Raw genomic sequence first — 23,031 nt, 5'->3', positions numbered from 1 at the left:
TATGACAACAGATCTTGCGCTCGTCAAACATGTCCAGGCTGGTCGTATCGCTGGCGACAACTGGGCGAGGATGCCTGATCGTGCTGCCTCGACTGGCTTACCTCGGCGTGACCAACGCGCTGGCGATGCTGCGGCTGCTACCCATGAGCGACCGGGCCAAGGACGCCGAAATCCTCGCCCTCCGACATCAGATCATCGTCCTCGAACGACAGCTGCACGGCCAGAAAATCCGGTTCACCCCCGCCGACCGGGCGCTGCTTACCGCGCTGCTGCACCGACTCCCCCGCGCCGTACTACGCCAGATCCGGCTGCTGGTGCGCCCCGAGACCGTGCTGCGCTGGCACCGCGACCTGATCGCCGCACGTCACGCGCGCATCTCGCGCCCGAAGCGTGTCGGCCGACCGCCCACGGTGCGGTCCATCCGCGCGCTGGTGCTCCGCCTGGCGCGGGAGAACAGTTCATGGGGATACCGGCGCATCCACGGTGAACTCCTCGTCCTCGGTATCAAGGTCGCCGCCTCCACGGTCTGGGAGATCCTCAACGACGCCGGCATCGACCCCGCACCTGAGCGGACCTCCACCACCTGGACGACGTTTCTGCGCTCCCAAGCCGAGGCCATCCTCACCGCCGACTTCTTCGAAACCGAAACCCTGACCGGCGCCCGGATGTACATCCTCGCGGTCATCGAGCACGCCACCCGCCGAGTACGCATCCTCGGCGCCACCGCACACCCCACCGCCGCCTGGGTCACCCAAGCCGTGCGCAACCTCGCCATGGACCTACAGGACACCGGCTGCCAGGCACGCTTCCTCATCCGCGATCGGGACGGCAAGTACCCGGCACTGTTCGACACGATCCTCGCCGACACCGGCATCGAGATCGTGCTCAGCGGCGTACAGATGCCCCGCGTGAACGCCGTCATGGAACGGTGGATCCAAACCTGCCGCCGCGAACTGCTCGACCGCACGTTGATCTGGAACCAGCCACATCTGCTGCACGCACTACGCCAGTACGAGCTGCACTACAACGCTCACCGCCCGCACCGCGGCATCAACAACGCCCGGCCCCTGCACCCGCTGCCCGCCCCGATCACCGATCCCAGCACGATCACGCACCTCAACCTCCGCCGCCGCGATCGTCTCGGCGGCATCCTCCACGAGTACGAACATGCCGCTTGACCAGCCCGGATAGGGTTTTCGGCACCCGCAGGGCTAATCAACGAATACACGCAGGCCGCATAGCCAGAACCACGATTTACGAGCCCCACAGGGCGGGCGGCGCTGAGGTACCGCTGAATCATCGACACCCGCCGTTCAGCTTGTTCTCAGCGTCGTCGGCTCAGCCGCCGGCACCGGGCCGGGCCAGGCGCCGGTCGTAGGCGAAGATGACGGCCTGGACCCGGTCCCGGGCGCCGATCTTGGCCAGGACCTTGCCGACGTGGGACTTCACGGTGGACTCGGACAGCACCAGGCGTTCAGCGATCTCGCGGTTCGTCCAGCCGGAGCCGATCGCGACCAGGATCTCCCGCTCGCGCTCGGTGAGGCTGGCCAGGCGCGGGTCGTCGCCGGCCGGCCCAGCGGCGGGTCCCAGCTGGCCGGCGAACTGGTCCAACAGGCGCCGGGTCAGGGCCGGGGCGATCACCGCGTCGCCGGCGGCGACGGCGCGGATGCCGGCCAGCAGTTCCTCGGGGCGGGCGTCCTTGAGCAGGAAGCCGCTCGCCCCGGCGCGCAGCGCGGCGTGGGCGTACTCGTCCAGATCGAACGTCGTCAGCACTAGCACCCGGGATCGGTCGCCAGCGGCGACGATGCGGCGGGTGGCCTCGATCCCGTCCATGCCCGGCATGCGTACGTCCATGAGGATGACGTCGGGATGCAGCTGCGCCGCGCGGCGCACGGCCTCAGTGCCGTTGCCGGCCTCGCCGAGCACGTCGGTGTCCTCGTTGCTCTCCAAGAGCATGCGGAAGCCCAGCCGCTGTAAGGGCTGGTCGTCGACGATGAGCACGGTGATCATGGCTTGCCTTCGGCGCCCGGGATGAGGGTGGCCCGCAGGGTCCATCCTCCGCCCGGGCGGGAGCCGGCCTCGACGGTTCCGCCGTAGAGGGCCGCACGCTCGCGCATGCCGGCGATCCCGTGCCCGGCCGCCCCCGGCACCGATTGCGGCCCTTCAGGGCCGTTGTCGCGGACGATAATGTCCACCCGCGCACCCTCCAGGGCCACGACGACATCGAGCCTGGCGCTGGGCCCGGCGTAGCGCAGCGCGTTGGTCAGCGCCTCCTGCACGATCCGGTACACCGCGAGCTGCACCCCCCGGTCCAGGGCGTCCACGTCGCCGGCCGTGCGGTAGACGACGTGGGGCCCGGCCGCCCGGATCTGGTCGCACAGGGCGCCGATCTCGGCGACCCCGGGTTGCGGGTGCAGCTCGGCGGCGACGCTGGCGTCGCGGAGCACGCCGAGGACGCGGCGGAGCTCGGTGAGCGCCAGCCGGCCGGTGTCGCCGATGCGCTCGAGGGCCTCGCGGCCGCGCGGCGGGTTGCCCTCGACGGCGTACGCACCGCCGTCGGCCAGCGAGATGATCACCGACAGGCTGTGGCCGACGATGTCGTGCATCTCACGGGCGACGCGAGTCCGCTCGGTGGCCGCGGCGAGGCGGCTGCGCTGATCGCGCTCGATCTCCAGGCGCAGCGCACGGTCGCGCAGGCCGGCGAGCTGGGCCCGCCGGATGCGGATGGCGACGCCGAGCGCCGCGGCCGCGGTCACGGCCGCGGACAGGAAGAACAGCGCGTCCCACGGCGATACCACGCCGGAGACCCGCCAGGCGACCAGGCCCAGTGTCGCCGCGACGGTCAGCCCGGCCCACGGCAGCCGGGCCGGGTGGACGCGCAACACCACGCTGTACACGGCGATGAGCAGCGCAACGTCGGCGCGCAGCAGCACGCCGACGGACCACTGCACGACGAACACTGCGGCGACGGCGTAGAACGTGGCGGTCGGGGCCCGGCGGCGCCAGAACAGCGGCAGCACCAGGCCGAGCTGCAGGGCGACCGTCGCGGCGAGCGGCGGATGGACCAGCAGCAGCTGCAGTTCGGGCCGCTCGCCGTCGCCGTCGTGGTGGACAACGTCCGGAACGCCGAACACCAGCAGTACCGCCGCCACCGCCGCCGCATCGAACCACCACGGTCGGCGGGCGTCCAGCCACCGCATCCGCTGGCCGAGCCCGGCGAGCCGGTCGACCAGCGGATGGGCGGCGAGATGGTCGGTACTGTCGATGGTCATGCGTCCTTACGTAGCAGCCGATAGGCGGCGCCGGCGAGCGCGAGGACCGTCCAGCCGACCAGGACCAGGGCACCGGCGCCCGCTGACAGCATGCCGGTCGCCGGGTGCAGCGAGTACAGCGACTCGCCGGCGTTGCTCGGCAGGTACTGCGCGACGTCGGCCCGCCACGAGCTCGGCAGCAGCGACACCAGGCCGGGCACGAGCAGCAGCGCGGCGACGAGGACGGAGATGCCACCGGCCACCGATCGCAGCAGCATGCCAAGGGCAATCCCGATCACGCCGACGAGGGCCAGGTAGAGGCCGGCGCCGAACAGGGACCGCAGCACCTCGTCGCCGGACAGGCCCAGATGGGCCGGGGTCCCGGACACGACGGCGTCGGCGATCAGGAACCCGCCGAACGCGCCGGCGAGGCCGACGATCACCGCGACCACGCCGTACACGGCGGCCTTCGACCACAGCACCGGCAGCCGCCGCGGCACCGCGGCCAGCGTCGAGCGGATCATGCCGGTGGAGTACTCCCCCGCCGCGAACAGCACGCCGAGCACCCCGAGCGCCAGCTGCCCGAACCGGACCCCGAACAGCGTCAGGCTCACCGAGGTCGCGTCGGCGAAGTCCGGGTCCATCTGCCCGCCGGCACTCGTCAACGACTTGTAACGCAACGCCGCGATGGTGCCGAACGCCAGCAGTGCCAGCAGCCCGAGACCCAGGGTGATCCAGGTCGAGCGCAGCGTCCACAGCTTCGACCACTCCGAGCGCAGCACCCGCCGACCGGTGACCCGGTACTGCGGCCGCGCCGCCGGGCTGGCCGCGACGCCCGGGGTCCGATCCTGCACACCCGTGCTCATGCGACCGCTCCGCTCGTGACGCCGCCGTGGTACTCCACGGCATCCTTGGTCAGGTCCATGAACGCCTCCTCCAGCGAAACCTGCTTCGGGGTCAGCTCGAACAGCGCGATGCCGTGCTCGGCGGCCGTGAGCCCGATCTGGCGCGCGGTCAGGCCGGTGACCCGCAGCTGCTCCGTGCCGGCCCGCCCGATGATGCCCACTCCCGGCCCGGCGAGCACGCTGCGCAGGCGGGCCGAGTCGGCGGTGGTCACGTCGACGGCGTCGCCGCCGGCCTGCCGGACCAGGTCCTGCACGGTCGTGTCCGCCAGCAGCCGGCCGCGGCCGACCACGATCAGGTGGTCGGCGACGAGCGCCACCTCGCTCATCAGGTGCGACGACACGAACACCGTGCGACCCTCCGACGCGAGGCCGGAGAGCAGGTTGCGGATCCACAGCACGCCTTCGGGGTCCAGGCCGTTGACCGGCTCGTCGAGCATCACCGTGGCGGGGTCGCCGAGCAGCGCCGCGGCGATCCCGAGCCGCTGCCCCATGCCCAGCGAGAACGACCCGGCGCGTTTGCGGGCCACCGACGTCAGGCCGGTCAGTTCGATCAGTTCGTCGACCCGCCGCCGCGGGATCCCGTGGGTGTAGGCCAGGGCCATGAGATGATCGGACGCGGTCCGGCCCGGATGAATCGACCGAGCCTCCAGCAACGCCCCGACCTCCTGCAGCGGCGCAGCGTGGCGGGCGTACCGCCGGCCGTTGACGCTCACGTCCCCGCTCGTCGGCGCATCGAGCCCGATGATCAGCCGCATCGTGGTCGACTTACCCGCCCCGTTCGGGCCCAGGAATCCCGTCACCGCCCCGGGCCTGACCAGAAAGTCGAGGCGGTCGACCGCGGTCTTCTCCCCGTAGCGCTTCGTCAGCTGCCGTGCCTCGATCATCGAGCACTCCCTGCGTCACCCACCGCCCTCCGGCGCTTGGCCGCAACGCTAAACCTCGATCCGTGGATCGGCTGCGGCGTTGGTCTTTGGGTGGGGTGTAGTTGATCTTGTTGGGGTTGAGGGCGTGGTGGTGCTGCTGGCCCGCCGCGCCAGCGTGCTCGGGTTTCGTGTGGTCGGTTGCGGGTGGGTGTTGCGTTGCGGTGTGCGCGGTGGGGGCCGCTGGTCAGGTGAAGACGGCTTTCCAGAGGGCGAGCCAGGCGTGGGCGCGGGGCCAGAGGGTGGGCAGGTGCAGAGTCGGGCGGCGTTGCGGGCGGGCCAGCCGTGCGGGGATGTTGATCAGGTGGGTGCGCAGGGTGGCGCCGCGGGCGGTGGCGTAGCGGGGGATGCGGGTGAGGGTGCCCGCGGCGCGGAGCAGGTTGTGACAGATGGCGGCGAGGATGGTCCAGGCGGCGTTGGCACCGAACTGACCGGAGGGTTGGTGGGCCCAGGGGCCGTCGATGAGGTCGGACCAGACGGTTTCGCAGATGGCGTGTCGTCGGTGGGTGATGTCGGCGTCGGCGGTGGGTTCGGGGTTGTTGGTGAGGAATGGGTGGTGGCGCCAGACGGGGAACAGCGGGTCCTGGGTGTTGGCGTCCAGGACACGGCGCACGATCAGTCGGGCGGTGACGCGGTGGTGGCTGTCGGCGAACGCGGTGAAGGTGATTTCGGCGACCTGGGCGTCGGAGATGAGTGCGCCGGTGTCCGGGTCGGTGACCGCGCCGGGGTAGTGCACCGGTGTGTACTGCTCGTCGTCGATGGCGGCGATCGCGGCGTTGACGGTGCTGGTTTTGGTCAGGGTGAAGGAGAACCGGGCTCCGGCGTTGCGGACTGCGGTGATGACCTTGCCGTTGCCGTAGGCGGAGTCTCCGCGGATGAGGAGGTTGCCGGGTTGCGCGCCGGCGGCGACGGCGGTGTTGATCGCTTCGGTGAGGATGCTCGCGGCGCCTTTGGCGGATGCGGCCCGGCCGGCGCGGAGCCGGACCGCGGCGATCACCGGCGCTGTGGTGCGGGTGCAGATGGTGGCTGCGAGCGGGGACAGCCCGCGGCGCAGGATCGTCTTTCCGGCGATTTTGGTGTGGCCGAAGGAGGCGCCCTGTTTGGCGTGGCCGTAGACCGGGCGCAGCAGCGAGTCGATGTCGATGAAGGCCTGTTCGGCGATGTCGTGCAGCACCGGTGTGCGTTGTGTGAGAGCGACCAGGTGCCGGCGCAGCACCGTGGAGAGCTGCCGGGTGTGGCCGTGGGTGAACTCACGCAGGAAGATCCCGAGCGTGGTGCTGGCGTAGACCCCGCCGAACAGCTGCCGCATCCCACCTGCCCGGATCACGTCCAGATCGTCGATGCTGTCCGCGCCGGCGGCCATCCCGGCGATGATCGAGGTCAGCTTCGGGGTCGGGTTCGCCGCCCCGGATCTGACCCGCTCATCCACGAACCGCACATGCTGATCCAGCAGCTGTGACAGGCCTGCCTGCTCAGCCAGTTCCAGCAGCGGGACCAGACCCGCGTGCGACACGAGATTGCCCTCGTCGAACACCGCGCCGTCCGCCCGGAAGGCATGAGATCCTTGCACCGAGAGTGTCCTTCCGAGCCGCACCGATCAGGTCCTAGAGAAACCCGATCATCGCAGCCCGCAGGGCACTCTCATCATTTCCAAACCGCCATGACACCGTCACAGACGAAATCCGATCCACGGATCGAGGCTAAAGAACGCAACGGCCCCGGCGGCGGTACCGCGGGACGATCCGACGACCGGCGAGTAGTACCCCGGTACTACTGCTCACCACGCCCGCGGACGAGGCCGTTGAGGTGGGGTGGACGACGGCGTGGATGCGGTCGCGCACGCCGAGCTTGGCCAGGATACGCAACACGGGGCCCGGCCAGCGCGGCGGCGCCCTCCTCGTGCAGCACGCCAGCGACGAGGGCGCTGATGCCGCCGTGGTCCAGGCCAGCGTCGCGGGCAGCGCGGACCCAGGCAACCGGCCGGCGGCGCAGCGCGGCCTGCCCGCATGGCGCCACCGTAGGCGTACCCCGCAACGCCCCGGGCGCCGGCCTACCGCGATGCCAGGAACTTCCGCAGACTCTGTTGCCTAATTCCCGGCGCGCTGGTTGTGGTCCATGACGTGGCTGCTATGCCGAGTGAGGATGAGCCGTGGGGTGGTGTGGCTTGTGTCAGCGTCCCGGGTGAGGTGAGTGGCGCGTGTGCGAGATGGGCCGCGCTCCGGTCGGCAGGAGCGGCCGTCCGGCGGCGGCCGCCTGGCCACGGTCGCGTACCCAAGGCGAACGCTCGCGAGCCGCGCCGAAGGGTGACCATGTAGGCGAGATCGGCCGGCGCACCGCCTGGTTGAGCGGGATTAACCGAAGATCAGGCTGGGTATGTGATCGCGGTGACGCAACTGTTGGGGGTGACAGTGATGACGGCGCGTTACGCCGATCCGCACGGCAGAGATCCGTACGGGCCGGAGGCCGAGGCGCGCGACGCGGCGCGCCGGGAGGCGGAGGAGAGGCAGAGTCGCCAGGTGCACGACTCCCGTGGCGGCCGCGTTGATGACGGGGCCGTCGACTCGACCGGCCGGCGGGTCACCAACCCGCGTCGCGGCACCCAGTTCGACGAAGACGTCTGAGCTGAGAGAGTGTTGGGTAACTCGTGGATGAACGACTTCGGCAAGGTCCGCCGCTGCACCGACCGCAACGCCACCATCATCGATTTCTACCTCTACCTGGCCGCCGCCATCGTCACGATCCGTCAACTCATCCAACGAGCCCGCACGATCTACCGCTGGGACACCCGCCCCACCACCCGCAGACTCAAGTGACGCCTATTGCCGGTCGCGCTAAGCCCTGATCCACCGACGAGATTTCGGTGTCGGATTGACCTGGTTCCGTGATCTTGTGTGTTCGTCGGGGCGTGCTGGGGTGGCCGGCCGGGTTGCCGGTGTGCTCGATGGTTGGGTGGGGTCTGGCATTGTGGGTGGCCGGCGTCGGCGGCGTGTGACTGTCTGCTGTGGTCATTCAGATGGGTGGGCCGTGCGTGGTGGTGAACAGTCGTAGCCAGTTGTGCTGCCAGGGCCAGTGCTGCGGGAGGTGGACGGTGAGTTCGCGGGCGTGACGGGTGATCCGGCCGGCGACGTTGATCAGTTGCCGGCGGATGGTGGCGGCGCGGGCGGTGTGGTGGGGTCGGCCGGCCAGGGTGGCGGCGGCGCGGGTGAGGTTGTGGGCGATGGCGATGCAGGTCAGCCAGGCGTTGTTGGCGTTGAACCGGCCCGAGGGCAGGTGGGCGAGGGGTCCGTCGATGAGTTCGGCGAAGACCTGTTCGATGATGGCGTGGCCGCGGTGCTGGGCTTCGGCCTGGACGAGTACGTACGGGCTGTCGGTGAACGCGGCGTGGTACCGCCACACGGTGAACAGCTCACCTTGACCATCCACTGTGGACTTCTTCAGGTCGGGAATGCGGCGCACCATGAGCCGGGCGGTGACCTCGTGACGGGTGCCCTCGAACGCGGTGTAGACGGTCTCGGCGATCTGCGCGCGGGAGATGAACCGCTGCTGGTCCTCATCCCAGACCGGTTGCGGGTAACGGATTTCGGTCCAGGCGCCCTCGTCGATCGTGGCGATCGCCCGCCGGACCTTGGCATCGACGCGGACGGTGATCGAGAACCGCACCCGGGCCCGGCGGCAAGCGGTGATCACCGCTCGGGAGTAGAACGCCGAGTCCGCGCGGACCACGATCTCACTGCCCACCGCCGGTGTTGTCGTGGTGGTGGCGGGCTGGGCTGCTTGGGCTGCTTGGGCTGCTTGGGCTGCTTGGGCTGCCAGGACCGCCTTGGTGGTGGCGACGGCCTCGGCGATCAGTGATGCCGCGCCGCGGGCTGAGCCGGCATTGCCGGCGCGCAGCTGGGTCGCGGCGATCACCGGCGCCGCGTCCGGGGTGCTGATCGTGGCGACGAGGGGGTTCAGGCCGCGCAGCAGGACCCGGTAGCCGCCGACCTTGGCGTGTCCGAACCCGGCGCCCTGCTTCTGCTTGCCGTAGACCCGCCGTAGCAGCGAGTCGACGTCGACGAACGTGACCGCCCCGGCACTGGGCAGCAACGGCGCCCGCGCGGCCAGCCCGACCAGGAACTGCCGCGACGCGGCCTGCAACTGCCGGACGTGGCCGTGGGTGAACGTCCGCAGAAACGACCCCAGCGTCGAGGGCGCATACACCCCGTCGAACAGCAACGGCATCCCACCGTGACGCAGCACGTCGAGATCGTCGATCGAGTCGGCGCCGGTCACCATGCCCGCCACGATCGCGGCGACCTTCCCCGCTGCGTTGGATCCCTTGTCCGTCGGGACATGCAGCCGAGCAGCGACGACGCCGTGCAGGCCGCACCGCTGGGCAAGGGCCATCACCGGCTCGACACCGGCGCACGACACCAGGCTCGGATCATCAAACGATGCGCGCACCCGCGTCGCGCCGTGCGATATTCTCACCCCGATGGTGCCCTCTCGAACCGGACGATAGAAGCCTCAAGAACCTCTATCTTTCCAGCTCGCGAGGGCATCGTCGCGTCTGACTCGTCACGACCACTCAATAAATCGGTGGATCAGGGCTAAGGTTCATCAAGATCACTTACCGCAAGTCTTTCTACAGACTCGAACTGGGCGCACAGCCTTAATCTCTAGAATCGCGACAAAGGGTCCTACTGCTTGAGCTCTCTCCGGTGGCCGGCTGGCTGCCCTGCCGCCGTCCGGCTCAGGTGATCTCTAGACTTCTGGCCCGCTGCTACCCGGCGCTCAAGATGAGTACGAGGCCGGCGTAACGCACCGCCACGGCCAGTACCGGCGACGAAATGTCCGGTCACCTCAACGACAGAATCGCTGACATGGCGGCGGCTGGTTGGGGTGGGGGCAATCGTCCGTGCGGCAGGAAGTACGAAGTAGTACGAAGTAGGGAAGTAGGAAGTACGAAGTAGGCTGGGCCGCAAGGCGGCGCGAGCGGCGAGCGGCGACCTGGAGGTGAACGATGAAGCCTCACATCGAGGGGACGGCGTTCGGCTCGATCACGGTCAAAGGAACCGTCTTCAAGCACGACGTCATCATCCGGCCCGACGGCCAGGTGAAGAAGCGGAAGAAGAAGCTCTCAAGGGCCGTCTACGGCACGTCACACACGATCTCACGGCAAGAGGCTAGGTACACGTTCAAGCAGGCAGCCGGCGTACGCCGCTTGATCGTGGGCAGCGGCCAGGATGGCAACGTGGAGCTCTCGCCCGAGGCGGCCGCCTACCTGAAGCAAAGGAAATGCCGGGTGGTGCTGCTGCCCACGCCCAAGGTGATCAACGTGTGGAACCGAACGAAGGGCACAGCGGTCGGCCTCTTCCACGTCACCTGCTGAGTGCTTCCACCGGAAGGTCCGCAGACTCGCCGACCTCACCCAACCGGGGCGACCACAGCCCCCGTGGGCGCACCTCATAGCCACCTTGCGCCGGAAGACCCTCGTGGTCTGCACTACCTGCCACCAGGCCATCCGCACAGGGCAACCAACCGCAGCAATCACGAAGTAGTCACTGGAGAGCTACGTGCATCGAAGGGTGCCCGCGTGGTTCGGACCGGGGTCTTGCGCTGCGCCACCAGCTCGCCATCCTGCAGCGCCACATCGACAGACCTCGCCCCACCCCGCCCGACCGGACGTTCCTCGCCGCCCTCCCCCACCGGCGACCAAGACCGACGCTGCGGCAACCGCACCTGACCGTCTCCCCCGACTGTCAAGCCCCCGGCCAACCACGCCAGGGACAGTGTCGGGGCGACAGGTTCTCACGTTCCGTGCAAGAGCCCGGGCCAGGCTCGCGCCGCCTTCATGCCGGACGCCATCTGGGCAATAAACAGGCTCCCCCCAGACTCCTCCCGGGACTTGACTGCCATCCCGATTTCGACGCCATTGAAGCTTCTTACGACACGTCATCAGCGGTTCGCTTCCGCTCGCCTTCCTGACCCACACACCTGACGCGATCATCGCCGCCATCATCGCCGGGCACGCCTTCATACAGAACCTTCGCCGCGGCCACTACGAACTCGCCGTCGACGCCCCGCCAACAACGCGGGTCGCCGCCGCGTTCGCCGAACTCGCCCAAGCGATCTGACCGCCGACCCGATCAGGGTTCAACACGTCCCACGTTCCCACAATTCATCGGCGCCCCGGCGCCTGCTCCGGAGTACGCCGCTGAACACCACAGCACAACGGCCGGGCAGTGCGACGTCCTGACCACCGCCGTCGACACCGGCCTGCCCACCCCCGAGCCCCCAACCTCCGCGCAGCGCGCGGGGCGCTGGCGTGGTCCGCGAGGGCCTGCCCGGCGGTGAGCGCGGCCAGCGGGAGCGCCCCCGCCTCCACGTGGGTGTCCTTGGCCGGCTTGGCGGCCAGCGCGAGTCGGGTACCGTGACGAACTCCGCGGCCGAAATCATCGGGGCGGTCGGGCGTGTAACGCGGTGCCGCGACAGGACGCTGTTCTGAGTAAGCCGCGAACGAATCAATGGGCTCGACCGCAGCGACGGGCACACCAACAGCAAGGGTGGTGGGCGAAGCGTTCCGCACCGTCAATGCAGTGTCACCGCCCAGCGCCTGGCCTCGCCGACCTATTCCGGCGAGATCAGGCGCAGCCCCGGTGCGGGTGCCGACCCACCCGCGCCGGGGTCGCCGCGGTCCGACATCCGCGGTGCCTGACAGGGCACTCCGGGCAGTCGGTGGTGAGCCCTATGCCTACCGGATAGGCAGGCCGACACGATGAGGCAGGCGAGCGGCCCACTATGGACACCCTTGCGACGATCGCCAGGCACCGGCAGGTGATTGCCACCGTTGCTGATGCGATCCCGACCGTCGCAGCCGGCGACAGCGTGCGGGTCATCGTTGACGGCGGGCATCCCGATGACGTCACCTTTGCCGACCACCTGACCCAGGCCCTGTACGCCCGCGGACGCGCCTGACGCTGCCTGGTGCCCCTGCCGGGCACAGACCGGACCCGTGACGGGATAGCCCTCCACGGCAGGGTTGCTGACTCCGCCGCAGCGGTGATAGTTGAGGCAACGTCAGGTCGGCGGGATAGCGACGTGTTTCGTATCCACATCCAGGTAGTTGGACCCGCCTGGAACAGCGACGACGACCTCAATTCCCGGGTTGCCCGCCCCACCCGCGATGCCAGCGACAGGCCAGGTGATGGTAGCCAGCCACACATCGTTGTGGACTACCTCGACCCGACGGCCCCACCATCCGCCGCATCGTGCCGCCGGCCCGGCGCGAACCACGCTGACCAGGAACGGATCTTGAGCTGGGCCGGATCGATGGCGGTCAGGAACTGCTGCCAGGTTGATCCGGTCCGGCGGGGGTGCCGGGTCGACGCCCGCCTGGTGCAGGATCTACCGGACCGTGCTGGCCGCGATCTGGTAGCCCAGACGAGCCAGCTCACCTTGTACGCGGCGACGGCCCCAGGTCGCGTTCTCCGCAGCCAGACGCAGCGGCGCCGGAGGACAGGGCGTCCATTGTGGACAGCGGTGTTCGGACCACGCGCACCGACATATCGCTTCGAACGACAGCTTCGTCAGCGTCCCGTTCTACCTGGGACCCCTGTTCAACGTGGGGATGCTGGTGCTCGCCGTGGCGCTCATCCGGACCCGGGCGGTTCCGTTGTGGCAGTCCATCCTGCTCATCGTCGCGGCGATAGCCGCTTTCGGCGCCCCCGGCGGCGGCGTCGCGGGCGCCGTCGGGCACGCGCCACTCGCCTTCGTACTGGTCGCATTCGCCGTCCGCCTGTGGCGCGGCAGCGGTGCCGAGGCAACCGCGGCGCAGCGCACGTCGCGGGTGGCCGTCGCCGGCTAAGCGGGTCCTCGGAAGTTCTGCGCGTAACTGCGGGGCAGCCAGGGTGAGGTCCATGGAGCGGCGGTGGTCAGCATCTGGTCGGGTGTTCGTCGCCGGAAGAACACGCGGGCTTGGTGGATGCGTTCGGTCCAGGTGACCGCGGTGTTGGCCAACTGTGTTTTGAGCGCGGCCCAGATGCGTTCGACCGGGTTGTCGTGCGGGCTGTACGTGGCGCCGTAGAGCAGGCGCAGCCGTGGGTGGTCGCTGGTGTATTGCCGCACTCTCGCGGCGTGGTGGATGTTGTCGTTGTCGCAGATGACCGCCACTGCTGGGGCGGTGGGGTAGGCGGTCAGCAGCAGTTGCAGCATGGTGGTGAAACCGGCGGCGCTGCGGCGGGCCCAGAGCGACCACCAGGCGCCGGTGGCCAGATCGAGGGCGCCGAAGACGGTGGCGCGCCGGTTCTTGCCCGGTGTCATGACCCGGTGGCGGCGTCTGTGCAGGGTCCAGGTGGCCCGCACTGTGGGGAGCAGGTCGAGGTGGGCCTCGTCCGCGGCGAGGACGACCGATCCGGCCGGGAGCCGGGCGATGCGGCGGCGGATGCCCGCCACAACGCGGTCGTGGTCGGGGTCGCCTTTGGGGACGAGGCGGGGTCGTCGCCACTGGGCCACCGTGCGGGTGCGTCGCCACAGGGTGTGCAGGCTGACCTGGGGTCTGCCCAGCTGCTGCCGGATTCGCCGGATGGTCCACGGCCCGGGCTTGGCGAGCAGTGTGGTGATGCGTGCGGTGAGGGCTGGGCCGCCGAGGCGGGGCCGTCCGGGTCGGGGCCGGTCGGGTAGGCCGGGGATGCCGTCGATGGTGTAGCGGTGCAGCCAGCGGCGCACGGTGGCGGGGTGGTAGTCCAGCAGGTCGGCGATCTGCGCCGGGGACATGCCGGCGGTGGACAGCACGACCATGATCAGGCGGGTGGCGGTACGCCACCGGCCGTGCAGCAGGTGCATGATCTGGGCCCGGGCGCTGCTGGAGACCTCGGCGGATACACAGACAGGGCGCATAATGGACACGACCTTGCCGGTTCGTTGTGGTGGTGTCTGGTTCTTCACCAATCATCAACAACCGGCAAGGCCGTGTCGTCTTCGCCCCTGGCGACCCACCCACGCCTGGTTACGCGCAGAACCTCTGTCAACCCGCTTAGCACCAGAGATGGCCGGCTGCGAGGCGCTCCACCGGCCATCCCTGCGTCTCCGTCCTGGCGGCCAGCTCCGATCGTCCAGCGCGCCGGCATACCGACGCTCGTGCCGTGTCTGCGCACCGGGGCGGTGCGGGACAAGATCAGCCGCTGCAATCGGCCGGCGCCGAGTCCGCACCGGGGCACGCGTCGACACCCACCCGGCCGCCGACGCTCGCCTCGTACCCCTCCCATGCCGCGACGATCCGCCGCGATGTTGTCCCCGGCCCACCGCCTGGGCGAGGCCAGGATCGGCACGCACGGGTGACCAGACGACGTGCGCATGGTCGACCCGCACTGGCACTGACGAGGTGACGGTGCGGGTCGACGCCCGAGATGCTCGCTGCCCGTCGCCCGCACGCCATGGTGTGAACTGAAGCCGGGGCGGGGCAGTGGCGCGCTGACGGCAACCGTTCGGCAGTGGCGACGTGGGGGAACGCCCAGCTTGCCGAGTTCCGCAACGTCGTCGCCGACGTTTCCGCAAGGCCGGTCACCTGTATCTGCCCCCGTGTTGTAACGCCATCGGCCAAGCTGACGATATACAGGTATGCGCGCGCGATACGGAAGCCTACTGTCTGCGGTGTTGCTGCTCACCGCCGGTCCGGCTGTCCACGCTGCCACCGGCTACACCATTACCACGCTGCACTTCGACACCGTGGTCGGTCCCCATGACGACACCCATTGCGACGTGGTGGCCGACCTCTATCTGCCGGCACCGGCCACGCCTGCTCCCGCGATCCTGACCACGCACGGCTTCGGCGGGTCCAAGAACGACGGCAGCCAGCAGGCCATCGGCCGCGCCTTCGCCGGCGAAGGTTACGTCGTGCTGTCGTACTCCGGGCTGGGATTCGGCGGGAGCGGCTGCAAGATCACGCTTGACGACCCGGACTGGGACGGCAAGCCGCCCGTCAACTGGTTGACTTCCTGGCGGGTGCCAGGCCCGCTCGCGATGGCACACGACTGGACCGGGTCCGTCTGGACGCCCCCGGCGACCCTCGAGTCGGCATGATCGGCGGATCCCTTGGCGGCCAGATCCAATTCGCCCTCGCCGGCATCGACCCGCGATTGGACGCCCTCATTCCGCTGATCACCTGGAACGACCTGACCTACTCGTTGGCGCCGAACGACTCCGGCACCACACCAGGGGTGCACAAGAAGCAGTGGACATCGCTGTTCTTCGGCCTCGGAATCGCCGACGGCGTCACCGACGCGCAGTACGATCCCACACGCCTGGTGGGCTGCCCCAACTTCACCGACGAGGCCTGCGCGGCGAAGGCTGAACGCGACGTGCTCGGATATCCCACCGTAGCAACGGTTTCGCTGTCCCAGAGGGCGTCGGTGGCGTCCTATGTGGGCCGCGTCCGCGCCCCCACCCTGCTCGTTCAGGGTCAAGCGGATTCATTGTTCAACCTCCGAGAGGCGGCAACCACATATGCAAGCCTGCGCGCCAAGGGGGCTCCGACGGCCATGATCTGGCAGTCCTGGGGCCACAGCAAGGGCACACCCGCGCCGGGCGAACTGGACATGTCGGCGTCCGGGCTGCACACCACCTACCTGGGCCGCCGGTTCCTCGCCTGGTTCGACCACTACCTCAAGGACCTGCCCACAGAAACCGGACCGGCGTTTGCCTACTTCCGGGACTGGATCGGCTACACCGGCGACGCAGCACCCGCCTACGCCGGCAACGACGCCTACCCAGCGGGCCGCATGGCACCGCTCTACCTCTCCGGTGACACCGATCTGGTCGCCTCGTCCGGCGACGTGCGCCCCGGCGGCCAGTCCTACGCCAACGCCCCCGGCGGCGCCCCGACCAGCTATTCCGAAACGTCGGCGGTGCAGGGCAGCCTGGTACCAGATCAGCAAACCGTTCCCTACGACACTCCGGGGACCTTCGCTGCCTGGACCAGCCCACCGCTCGCCGACGACCTGGTCACCGTCGGCGTGCCCACACTGGACGGTTCTCGTGACTGGCGTCGAACCATGGCAACCAGTGGCGACCACCGCACCGTTGCCGGCGGACGTTCCCACATCCCGACGGCAACCGCGCTCGAGCCGCAGCCTCACGCTGCTCGGCCAACCGTCAGAAAGATACGGCCATTACTGGAGGAGAACCCTCATGCGCCGAACCTCACCCGCCCTGCTCGCCGCCCTCCTGCTCAGCGCCGCGCTGCTGCCGGCCGGTCCCGCCCAGGCCGGCAACCTACCCGCGCCGGTATCCAGCTCACTCGAACGGCAACTCGCCACCGCCACCGGTACGATCCCGGTGTTCGTGCACGGCACCAGCATCGCCGCGGCCCGACAGGCGGTGACCGACGCCGGCCTGACGCTGCTGACCACCTGGAACAAGATCGGTGTGGCGGTCGCGCGCGGCAGCGCCAGCCAGATCACCGCCGCACGGTCCCACGCCAGCGTGACGTACGTCGAAGGCGACCAGCCGCTGCGCCTGTACCTGTCCACCTCGAACATCGCCACCCGAGGCTCGCAGGCCCGCGCGGAACTGGGCGACGCGCAAGGACGGCCGGTCGACGGGCGCGGCGTGTCCGCGGCGGTGATCGACACCGGCGTGGACGGCACCCACCCGTTCCTCCGTGACGCGACCGGCGGCAGCGCGGTCAGGCGCAACCTCAAGAACATCTGCGGCCCGCTGACCGACCTGGGCGTGCCGCTGACCCTGCCGAACGACTCCTGCTTCGCCGACCTGACCGCCGCCAACGACACCGACACACTGTCGGCCGGCGGGCACGGCACCCACGTCGCGGGTATCGTCGCCGGGCGCGACACCCACCTCACCGACGGCACGGACCTGCACGGCGCGGCGCCTGGCGCGACCCTCATCAGCCTGTCCGTGGGCGCCGGCCTGAGCATCTTCGGCGCGGACAGCGCGCTGAACTGGGTGCTGGAGCATCACCAGAACCCGTGCGCCGGCTGCCCGCCGATCAAGGTGAGCAACAACTCGTACGGGCCGAGTGGCGGCGGACCCTTCGACCCCAACTCGGCCACGACCAAGCTCCAGCGGGCACTGTCCGCCGAGGGCGTACTCACGGTCTGGGCGGCCGGCAACGACGGGCCCGACAACAGCGCGACGAATCCGCCCGGCCAGGACCCGACGCCGGGTGTCGTGATGGTCGCCTCCTACGACGACCAAGGAACGGGCACCCGCAGCGGCACCGTGTCGAGCTTCTCCAGCCGTGGCGCCACCGGACACCCGCAAACCTACCCAGACATCTCCGCGCCCGGCTCGGACATCACCTCGTCGTGCCGGCCATACCTGGTGATCTGTTCCACCGGACTCGACCCGCACAACGGCCCGGGACCATTGGACATCGGCACCTTCAACACGATCAGCGGCACGTCGATGGCGACGCCGCACATCGTCGGCATCATTGCCCAGTTGTTCCAGGTCGCGCCGAACGCGACCCCCGCGCAAATCGAGAACGCGCTCAAGTCGACCGCCGTCAAGTTCAGCGACGGCGCTCCGTACGAGCCGGTCGTCCCGTACACGACGTCGGCCGACAAGGGAACCGGCCTTGTCGACGCGTACGCAGCCGCGCTGAGCCTCGGAGCGACCCCCGCCTGAGTATCCATGGTGTACGACAGCAGGTGGTCACGATCCGGTGCCGCAGCTGCACACAATCCCGACTAGAGCTCCGCAGGCAAGATGCCCACACAGCATCCGCCGGTGGGCAGCAGGCGGGCAGCGCGCACAGCGCTGCCCGGCAGCAGCGCCCAAGCCCTCGAACTGTCAACGGTGACCGGCCTCTCAGCCAGGCCAGACACCAGGGTTGTCGGTAGGTCCCGAGTCGGACTTGGCCACCGCCGCGCGTTGGGAACTGACCGCACATATCGCCTATAGGTGGAGGACCACACCAGTCGGGCGAGCGTCGAAGGATGTGAGGCATGGAGGTTACGACGACCAGGGCCGGCGATCGGATCACGGTGATCGCGGTGTGCGGCCAGATCGACATGCAGACGGCAGGCCAACTGCAGGATGCAGTGCATGCGGCGCTTGACGTACCGGTGCCGCGCATCGTGCTCGACCTCGCCGACGTCGGGTTCTGCGATTCGACAGGATTGAGCGTGTTTGTGTACGGCCACCGGCACAGCACCAACCGCGGTGGCTTCCTGCGGCTGGCGGCACCGACCGCGTTCCTGACCCGGGTGCTGACCGTGGTCGGCATCGCGCAGCAGATACCGGTCTTCGACACCGTCGCCGCCGCGGTCGAGGCTAAGGAATGACGCCGATGGAGGGGCGCCAGTCAAGACAACAGCAACGTGGTGACGAGTGTGGCCGCAGTGCGGGTGCGCTGCCGTCGCAAGCTGTCCGTCTCGTCAGCGTGGCCGTGACGCTGGCCGGTCCGGTCGCCGCGCTGCCACCGCCGAGCGGCGTCGACCTCGTGCCCGTGCTGACGTCGACACCGTTCGGCGCGGTGGGCGGTCAGTCGGTCACGCACACGATCCTGGTGTCGGCCACCGGCACGGGGAATGCAACGGGGGTGCGACTCACCTTCAGCACGACCGTCGGCCTCGACGGCGTCGCGGTGAGCGCGAGCCAGGGACACTGCTCGGTCGTCGATACGGCCGCGGTCGTCTGTGAACTGGGAGTCGTGGACTTCCCGAACGCCGACGCCGCACCGCCGAAGGTGACGATCACCGGCACCGTCAAGCCGGGGATCCCCCGCGGTACCCTCGTGCAGAACCTCGTCAAAGTCGCCTCCGAACCGCCCGACGCCGACGTGTCCAACAACGCGGCGACCAACGCGTACCTGATACCAGGCTTGGGCGGCAGCCCAACGAGCCGCCCCGACGTTGCTCGGTCTTCGGATCGTGCTGGGCGAAGGCCCGGTTACCTGGTACCGGCGACCGCCGCGGTGCTGGCGCTCGGCGCGTTGGCGAGCTTCATCCTGTTCCGGCGCCGCAGCTGGTGACCAGGGGCGTTACGGATTGGACGTCCGGAGCGATACAGCAGGTAGGCAACCGTGCGAAGACACCTACTTCGAGGCTCACGATGAACCATCCAACGCGGTACATGGGTGCAGCGCTGTCGACGGCCGTGCTGGCCGCGCTGACTTTGATGACAGGCACCACGGCGGCCGCCGGTCCGTTGCCCGGTCTGCCGTCCGCCCCGGCAGACGGTTTGCTGCCGTCGCCATCACTGCTGCCCTCGCTGCCGGCCCTGCCCCCGCTGCCGATGCCGAGCCTGAACCCGCCCGCGCCGGTGCCGCGCACCAGCAACCCACCACCGGCAACCCATCCTCGAACCACACCACCGAACGGGCTGCCCGGCCTGACCGGCTCGCCCGCCGCACCAACGACCCAACCACCCGCCGGGGCCCCGGCCAGTGCCGTTGAATCGGATGCGGTCGACACGGCAGCAGCCACGGTGACCGCCGCCGACGGCATCACCGTCCACATCAGACTCAAAGGCGGCCAGCACCACACCCTGACCCTGCCACTCCCACTGGCCGCCTGGCAGCTGCGCCAAACCCCACCCCACGTCGTCGTCGCCATCGACGAACTCCTCGACGACCACACCGACTCCCAGATCGCCGCCATCCTCACCGGCCGCAACCTCACCAGCGGCACCGGCCAACCCCTCTACGGCCGCCTCATCGGCCAAATCCGCCACCACCACCAACTGCGCAGCCACACCCAACGGCTCCGCGACGCCGGACTGCTCACCCTCACCGAAATCGGCCACCGGCTGGGTGTCTCACCCAACACCGTCAAGACCTGGCGCAACAGAGGACTGCTCACCGGCCGCCTCGCCAACGACAAAGGCGAATACCTCTACCAACTACCCGACACCGACCTACCACGACCACGCCCCGGCCGCCCACCCCGCAACCCCAGCACCACCAAAACCACGACCGCATCAACCACAAGGAGCGCAGTATGAAGCAACCTCTTTCGCCCTTGGTGCCCGTGGTGGTGTGCGGAGTACGTCGATGCCGGCGGCGGTAAAAACCGTGTCGAACGCCGCGGTGAACTTCGTGTCTCGGTCTCGCAGCAGAAGGTGCAGCCTGTCGGCGTGCTGGTCGAGGTTCATGAGCAGATTCCGGGCCTGCTGGGTGACCCAGTCGCCGGTCGGGTGCGTGGTGACGCCGGCGATGTGGACCTGGCGGGTGGCGAGTTCGACGAAGAACAGTACGTGGATGCGTTTGAGGAGCACGGTGTCGACGGTGAAGAAGTCGCACGCCAGCATCGTGTGGGCCTGGGCTGTCAGGAACTGCTTCCAGGTCGGTCCGGTTCGGCAGGGTGCCGGGTCGACGCCGGCCTGGTGCAGGATTTTCCAGACCGTGCTGGCCGCGATCTGGTAGCCCAGCCGTGTCAGTTCGCCCTGCACCCGGCGATACCCCCAGGTCGGGTCTTCCGCGGCCAGGCGAAGCACCAGTTCGCGGATGTCCCGATCGACTGATGGCCAGCCGGGGCGCCCGCCGCCTGCGACGCAGCGAGGCTGCCGTCGACATCATGGCGCCGCAAAGGATGTCGGCGCGATGGGCAGGCATCGGAGATCTTCACACAGCCACGGCGACTGGTCCGGTCCAGTGATCGCGGGACGGCGCCCGCGACACACGAGCCAGTCGTAAGTAATCCTTACGTGTGACGCGCTAGAGGTAGAGCAAACCCGGAAGATACGCTGAGCATCCCCTATTCCTCTCTGTGTGACGGGATGTTCCACGCACGTTCATGCAGGGACGCCGTTTGGCGGCCCGTGTCCGGAGCGTCCACGACCGCCGGAGGCCGCCTCGGCACGACGGACTCCCCACAGTGCCGGCCGGAGGACCGCATCTGCGTCCGGACACGACAAGCCGGTGGGTGGGTCAGGTCGCGCAACACGGCAAGGGGAACCCGGACAGGTGACTACCGGAGGTGAGCAACGTGGATGCGCTGCCAATCGGCCGCCGTGTAGCGTATTGGCGGAACCGGCGGAGGATGTCGCAGCAGGTCTTCGCCGATCGGCTCGGCAAGTCGAAGAGCTGGGTCGACAAGGTGGAGCGAGGTGCACGTCGGCTCGACAAGTTCTCCGTGGTGCACGAAATCGCCGAGGTGCTGCAGGTCGACATGCAGGTTCTGTTCGGCGAGGATCTTGAGCGCCGTCCCGAGGACCCCAACGGTGTCGACCCGGTCGAGATCGAGGGCATCCGCGCGCAGCTGGAGCGGTGCAACCATCTCATCGCTCCCTTCCACCCCCCGTCGGAGCTACCGCCCCTGGAGGAGATGCGTAAGGCGGTCGCCCACGCCTGGCTGTCCTTCCAGCATGCGAGGTACGGCATGCTCGCCCGGACCCTGCCCCGCCTCCTGCGGCAGGCGCAGGCCGCCGACAGCGCCTACGGCGACGGGCCGTGCGCCACCGAGGCCGCTCACCTGCTCGGGCAGATCGGGCAGATCTCCGCAGCAGTGCTGCACAAGCTCGGCGAGTACGAACTGGCCCGGATCGCCGCGGACCGCTCGGTCCTCGCTTCGCAACGTGCCGGCGACCAGCTGTTGGTCGGAGTGGCGATGAAGCGCGTTTCGATGGCACTGCTGTCTCTCGGGCGGGCACGCTCCGCCCTGGAGATCAATCTCAACGTCGCCTACCGGCTCGCACCCCGCACCGGCGACCCCTCGCCCGAACGGATCTCCGTCTACGGCATCCTGCTGCTGCAGGCCGCTGTCGCCGCGGCGCGGATCGGGGACGGCGCCACCGTCCGTGACCTGCTCGGCGCCGCGGAGGGGGCGGCGCAGGCCTTGGCCGGCGACGTCAACCATTGCCTGACCAGCTTCGGCCCGACGAACGTTGAGCTGTACCGCGCCGCCGCAGCGGTCGAACTCGGCGAGGGCAGGATGGCGGTGCAGATACACGAACGACTCGACCACGAAGGGTTCAACACGCTGCCGGCTGAGCGCCGAGCGCAGCACTACCTCAACCAGGCCCGCGCTCAGACGCTCATCAACGACATCGAGGCCGCCGGCGCGATGCTGCTGGCGGCTGATCGGCTCGCCCCATCCGAGGTCCGCTGCCGGCCACTCGCCCACGAGTTGCTCAGCAATCTGCTGCGCCGCACCCGGGGCACACCGTCGGCTTCACTTGCCGAACTTGCCACACACCTGAGCGTCAGCGTGTAGGTGCCGAGCATCGTGGACTGACAGACGGCGGGCGACCGGCCGCGGGAGTGTCAAGTTAACGGCTGATCTGGGTTGTTGAGGTAGTCAGTGATTGGCCGGGGTGAGCCGGCCTTCGAAGGCGATCTGGAACGCGTTCAACGGCGCTTTCCACCGCATGGTCCACCGGCGTCTGCCGGCACCGGTGGGGTCCAGGCTCATCAAGGCCATGTACACGCACTTGAGGGCTGCCTGCTCGTTGGGGAAGTGTCCGCGGGCGCGGACGGCCTTGCGGATACGGGCGTTGACGCTCTCGATCGCGTTGGTGGAGCAGATGACCTTGCGGATCTCGACGTCGAAGGCCAGGAACGGCACGAACTCCGCCCAGGCGTTCTCCCACAGCCGCACGATCGCCGGGTACTTGCGGCCCCAGGTCTCGGCGAACTCGAGGAACCGTTCGGTCGCGGCGTCCTCGGTCGCAGCGGTGTAGACCGGCTTCAACGCTTTGGCGATCTTGTCCCAGTCCTGGCGGGCCGCGTACCGGAACGAGTTGCGCAACAGGTGGACCACGCAGGTCTGCACGATGGTTCGCGGCCACACGGTGCCGACGGCGTCGGGGAGGCCCTTGAGGCCGTCGCAGACCAGCATGAGCACGTCGTGCACGCCGCGGTTCTTGAGCTCGGTGAGTACGTGCAGCCAGCTGTTCTGAAGCACATGTCAAGGGCCTGTTGGGCGTGTTTCTCCGACCTGACGTGATGGCCAGGTTGTTGATCTCTATGGCCGGAGTGGTGCTGGGTGCGTGGCGGCGTTTCCGGTGCGGTGC

The 23,031-nt window shown here is 69.1% G+C and carries 19 protein-coding genes and 5 pseudogenes; 15 read left to right on the top strand and 9 right to left on the bottom strand.

Going from position 1 to position 23,031, the window contains the following annotated elements; translation table 11 throughout:
- Nucleotides 1–80: 80 nt before the first annotated feature.
- Nucleotides 81–1,178 (top strand): integrase core domain-containing protein, encoded by a 1,098-nt coding sequence (locus ACQEVZ_RS60110; protein ID WP_433386297.1) that lies wholly within the window; start codon nt 81–83, stop codon nt 1,176–1,178.
- 160 nt (nt 1,179–1,338) lie between these two features.
- Here ACQEVZ_RS60110 and ACQEVZ_RS60105 read toward each other — a convergent pair whose 3' ends face one another.
- The 5 genes from ACQEVZ_RS60105 to ACQEVZ_RS60085 form a co-directional block, all read right to left on the bottom strand.
- Entirely contained in the window at nt 1,339–2,010 is a 672-nt protein-coding gene (locus ACQEVZ_RS60105; protein ID WP_433386295.1) for a response regulator, read from the bottom strand.
- Nucleotides 2,007–3,272 carry a sensor histidine kinase gene (locus tag ACQEVZ_RS60100; protein WP_433386293.1) on the bottom strand — a complete coding sequence of 422 codons (1,266 nt, stop codon included), beginning with the start codon at nt 3,270–3,272 and terminating at the stop codon, nt 2,007–2,009. Before ACQEVZ_RS60100 ends, ACQEVZ_RS60105 begins: the two co-directional genes overlap by 4 nt.
- Nucleotides 3,269–4,117: an ABC transporter permease subunit gene (locus ACQEVZ_RS60095; RefSeq protein ID WP_433386291.1), complete on the bottom strand. Its 849-nt coding sequence runs from the start codon at nt 4,115–4,117 to the stop codon at nt 3,269–3,271. The genes ACQEVZ_RS60100 and ACQEVZ_RS60095 overlap by 4 nt, the downstream gene beginning before the upstream one ends.
- Nucleotides 4,114–5,040: an ABC transporter ATP-binding protein gene (locus ACQEVZ_RS60090; protein ID WP_433386289.1), complete on the bottom strand. Its 927-nt coding sequence runs from the start codon at nt 5,038–5,040 to the stop codon at nt 4,114–4,116. The genes ACQEVZ_RS60095 and ACQEVZ_RS60090 overlap by 4 nt, the downstream gene beginning before the upstream one ends.
- 223 nt (nt 5,041–5,263) lie before the next feature.
- Complete coding sequence (locus ACQEVZ_RS60085; protein WP_433376068.1) at nt 5,264–6,646, bottom strand: IS1380 family transposase; 1,383 nt, start codon at nt 6,644–6,646, stop codon at nt 5,264–5,266.
- Nucleotides 6,647–7,451: 805 nt separating this feature from the next.
- Between ACQEVZ_RS60085 and ACQEVZ_RS60080 the strand changes: the two genes are divergently transcribed.
- On the top strand, nt 7,452–7,697 hold the full coding sequence (locus ACQEVZ_RS60080) for a hypothetical protein (protein WP_433386287.1): 246 nt from the start codon (nt 7,452–7,454) through the stop codon (nt 7,695–7,697).
- An 18-nt stretch (nt 7,698–7,715) separates the two neighbouring features.
- Nucleotides 7,716–7,889: pseudogene (locus ACQEVZ_RS60075) on the top strand (IS5/IS1182 family transposase); the annotation flags it as partial.
- Nucleotides 7,890–8,085: 196 nt separating this feature from the next.
- Here ACQEVZ_RS60075 and ACQEVZ_RS60070 read toward each other — a convergent pair.
- Nucleotides 8,086–9,546, bottom strand: a complete 1,461-nt coding sequence (locus ACQEVZ_RS60070) for an IS1380 family transposase (RefSeq protein WP_433386285.1) — start codon at nt 9,544–9,546, stop codon at nt 8,086–8,088.
- Nucleotides 9,547–10,078: 532 nt separating this feature from the next.
- Between ACQEVZ_RS60070 and ACQEVZ_RS60065 the strand changes: the two genes are divergently transcribed.
- The 5 genes and pseudogenes from ACQEVZ_RS60065 to ACQEVZ_RS60045 all read left to right on the top strand — a co-directional run bounded on the left by ACQEVZ_RS60065 (nt 10,079) and on the right by ACQEVZ_RS60045 (nt 12,922).
- Nucleotides 10,079–10,447 (top strand): Mth938-like domain-containing protein, encoded by a 369-nt coding sequence (locus ACQEVZ_RS60065; protein WP_433386283.1) that lies wholly within the window; start codon nt 10,079–10,081, stop codon nt 10,445–10,447.
- 28 nt (nt 10,448–10,475) lie between these two features.
- Nucleotides 10,476–10,616: pseudogene (locus ACQEVZ_RS60060) on the top strand (hypothetical protein); the annotation flags it as partial.
- A gap of 459 nt (nt 10,617–11,075) precedes the next feature.
- Nucleotides 11,076–11,192 (top strand): annotated as a pseudogene (locus tag ACQEVZ_RS60055) (IS6 family transposase); the annotation flags it as partial.
- Nucleotides 11,193–11,856: 664 nt separating this feature from the next.
- Nucleotides 11,857–12,033, top strand: coding sequence for a hypothetical protein (locus ACQEVZ_RS60050; RefSeq protein ID WP_433386281.1), 177 nt, complete (start codon nt 11,857–11,859; stop codon nt 12,031–12,033).
- Nucleotides 12,034–12,685: 652 nt separating this feature from the next.
- A complete protein-coding gene (locus ACQEVZ_RS60045; protein ID WP_433386279.1) occupies nt 12,686–12,922 on the top strand; it encodes a hypothetical protein in 237 nt (78 codons plus the stop codon).
- Here the strand turns inward: ACQEVZ_RS60045 and ACQEVZ_RS60040 are convergent.
- Nucleotides 12,919–13,953, bottom strand: coding sequence for an IS630 family transposase (locus ACQEVZ_RS60040; RefSeq protein ID WP_433386277.1), 1,035 nt, complete (start codon nt 13,951–13,953; stop codon nt 12,919–12,921). The genes ACQEVZ_RS60045 and ACQEVZ_RS60040 overlap by 4 nt on opposite strands.
- 753 nt (nt 13,954–14,706) lie before the next feature.
- On the opposite strand from ACQEVZ_RS60040, the gene ACQEVZ_RS60035 reads away from it, so the two are divergent.
- The 6 genes and pseudogenes from ACQEVZ_RS60035 (at nt 14,707) to ACQEVZ_RS60010 (ending at nt 20,022) form a co-directional block, all read left to right on the top strand.
- Nucleotides 14,707–15,135, top strand: coding sequence for a CocE/NonD family hydrolase (locus tag ACQEVZ_RS60035; RefSeq protein ID WP_433386275.1), 429 nt, complete (start codon nt 14,707–14,709; stop codon nt 15,133–15,135).
- Nucleotides 15,132–15,560, top strand: a pseudogene (locus ACQEVZ_RS60030) (ABC transporter ATP-binding protein); the annotation flags it as partial. The gene ACQEVZ_RS60035 and the pseudogene ACQEVZ_RS60030, both read left to right, overlap by 4 nt.
- Nucleotides 15,561–16,116: 556 nt before the next feature.
- Nucleotides 16,117–17,703, top strand: a complete 1,587-nt coding sequence (locus tag ACQEVZ_RS60025; RefSeq protein WP_433386397.1) for a S8 family serine peptidase — start codon at nt 16,117–16,119, stop codon at nt 17,701–17,703.
- A 320-nt stretch (nt 17,704–18,023) separates the two neighbouring features.
- Nucleotides 18,024–18,362: an STAS domain-containing protein gene (locus tag ACQEVZ_RS60020; protein WP_433386273.1), complete on the top strand. Its 339-nt coding sequence runs from the start codon at nt 18,024–18,026 to the stop codon at nt 18,360–18,362.
- A 5-nt stretch (nt 18,363–18,367) separates the two neighbouring features.
- Nucleotides 18,368–19,051 (top strand): hypothetical protein, encoded by a 684-nt coding sequence (locus ACQEVZ_RS60015; protein WP_433386271.1) that lies wholly within the window; start codon nt 18,368–18,370, stop codon nt 19,049–19,051.
- A gap of 101 nt (nt 19,052–19,152) precedes the next feature.
- Entirely contained in the window at nt 19,153–20,022 is an 870-nt protein-coding gene (locus ACQEVZ_RS60010; protein WP_433386269.1) for a hypothetical protein, read from the top strand.
- Here ACQEVZ_RS60010 and ACQEVZ_RS60005 read toward each other — a convergent pair.
- Entirely contained in the window at nt 19,999–20,469 is a 471-nt protein-coding gene (locus ACQEVZ_RS60005; RefSeq protein ID WP_433386267.1) for a hypothetical protein, read from the bottom strand. The two genes, ACQEVZ_RS60010 and ACQEVZ_RS60005, sit on opposite strands and share 24 nt — an antisense overlap.
- A gap of 536 nt (nt 20,470–21,005) precedes the next feature.
- On the opposite strand from ACQEVZ_RS60005, the gene ACQEVZ_RS60000 reads away from it, so the two are divergent.
- Nucleotides 21,006–22,232: a helix-turn-helix domain-containing protein gene (locus ACQEVZ_RS60000; protein WP_433386395.1), complete on the top strand. Its 1,227-nt coding sequence runs from the start codon at nt 21,006–21,008 to the stop codon at nt 22,230–22,232.
- Nucleotides 22,233–22,316: 84 nt separating this feature from the next.
- Here the strand turns inward: ACQEVZ_RS60000 and ACQEVZ_RS59995 are convergent.
- Nucleotides 22,317–22,907, bottom strand: a pseudogene (locus ACQEVZ_RS59995) (IS256 family transposase); the annotation flags it as partial.
- Nucleotides 22,908–23,031: the final 124 nt, after the last annotated feature.

Source organism: Dactylosporangium sp. CA-152071 (assembly GCF_050936335.1).
In the GTDB taxonomy this organism is placed as follows: Bacteria; Actinomycetota; Actinomycetes; order Mycobacteriales; family Micromonosporaceae; genus Dactylosporangium; species Dactylosporangium maewongense.
The sequence above is the reverse complement of the archived record's forward strand: the minus strand, read 5'-3'. Positions and strand labels throughout refer to the sequence as shown.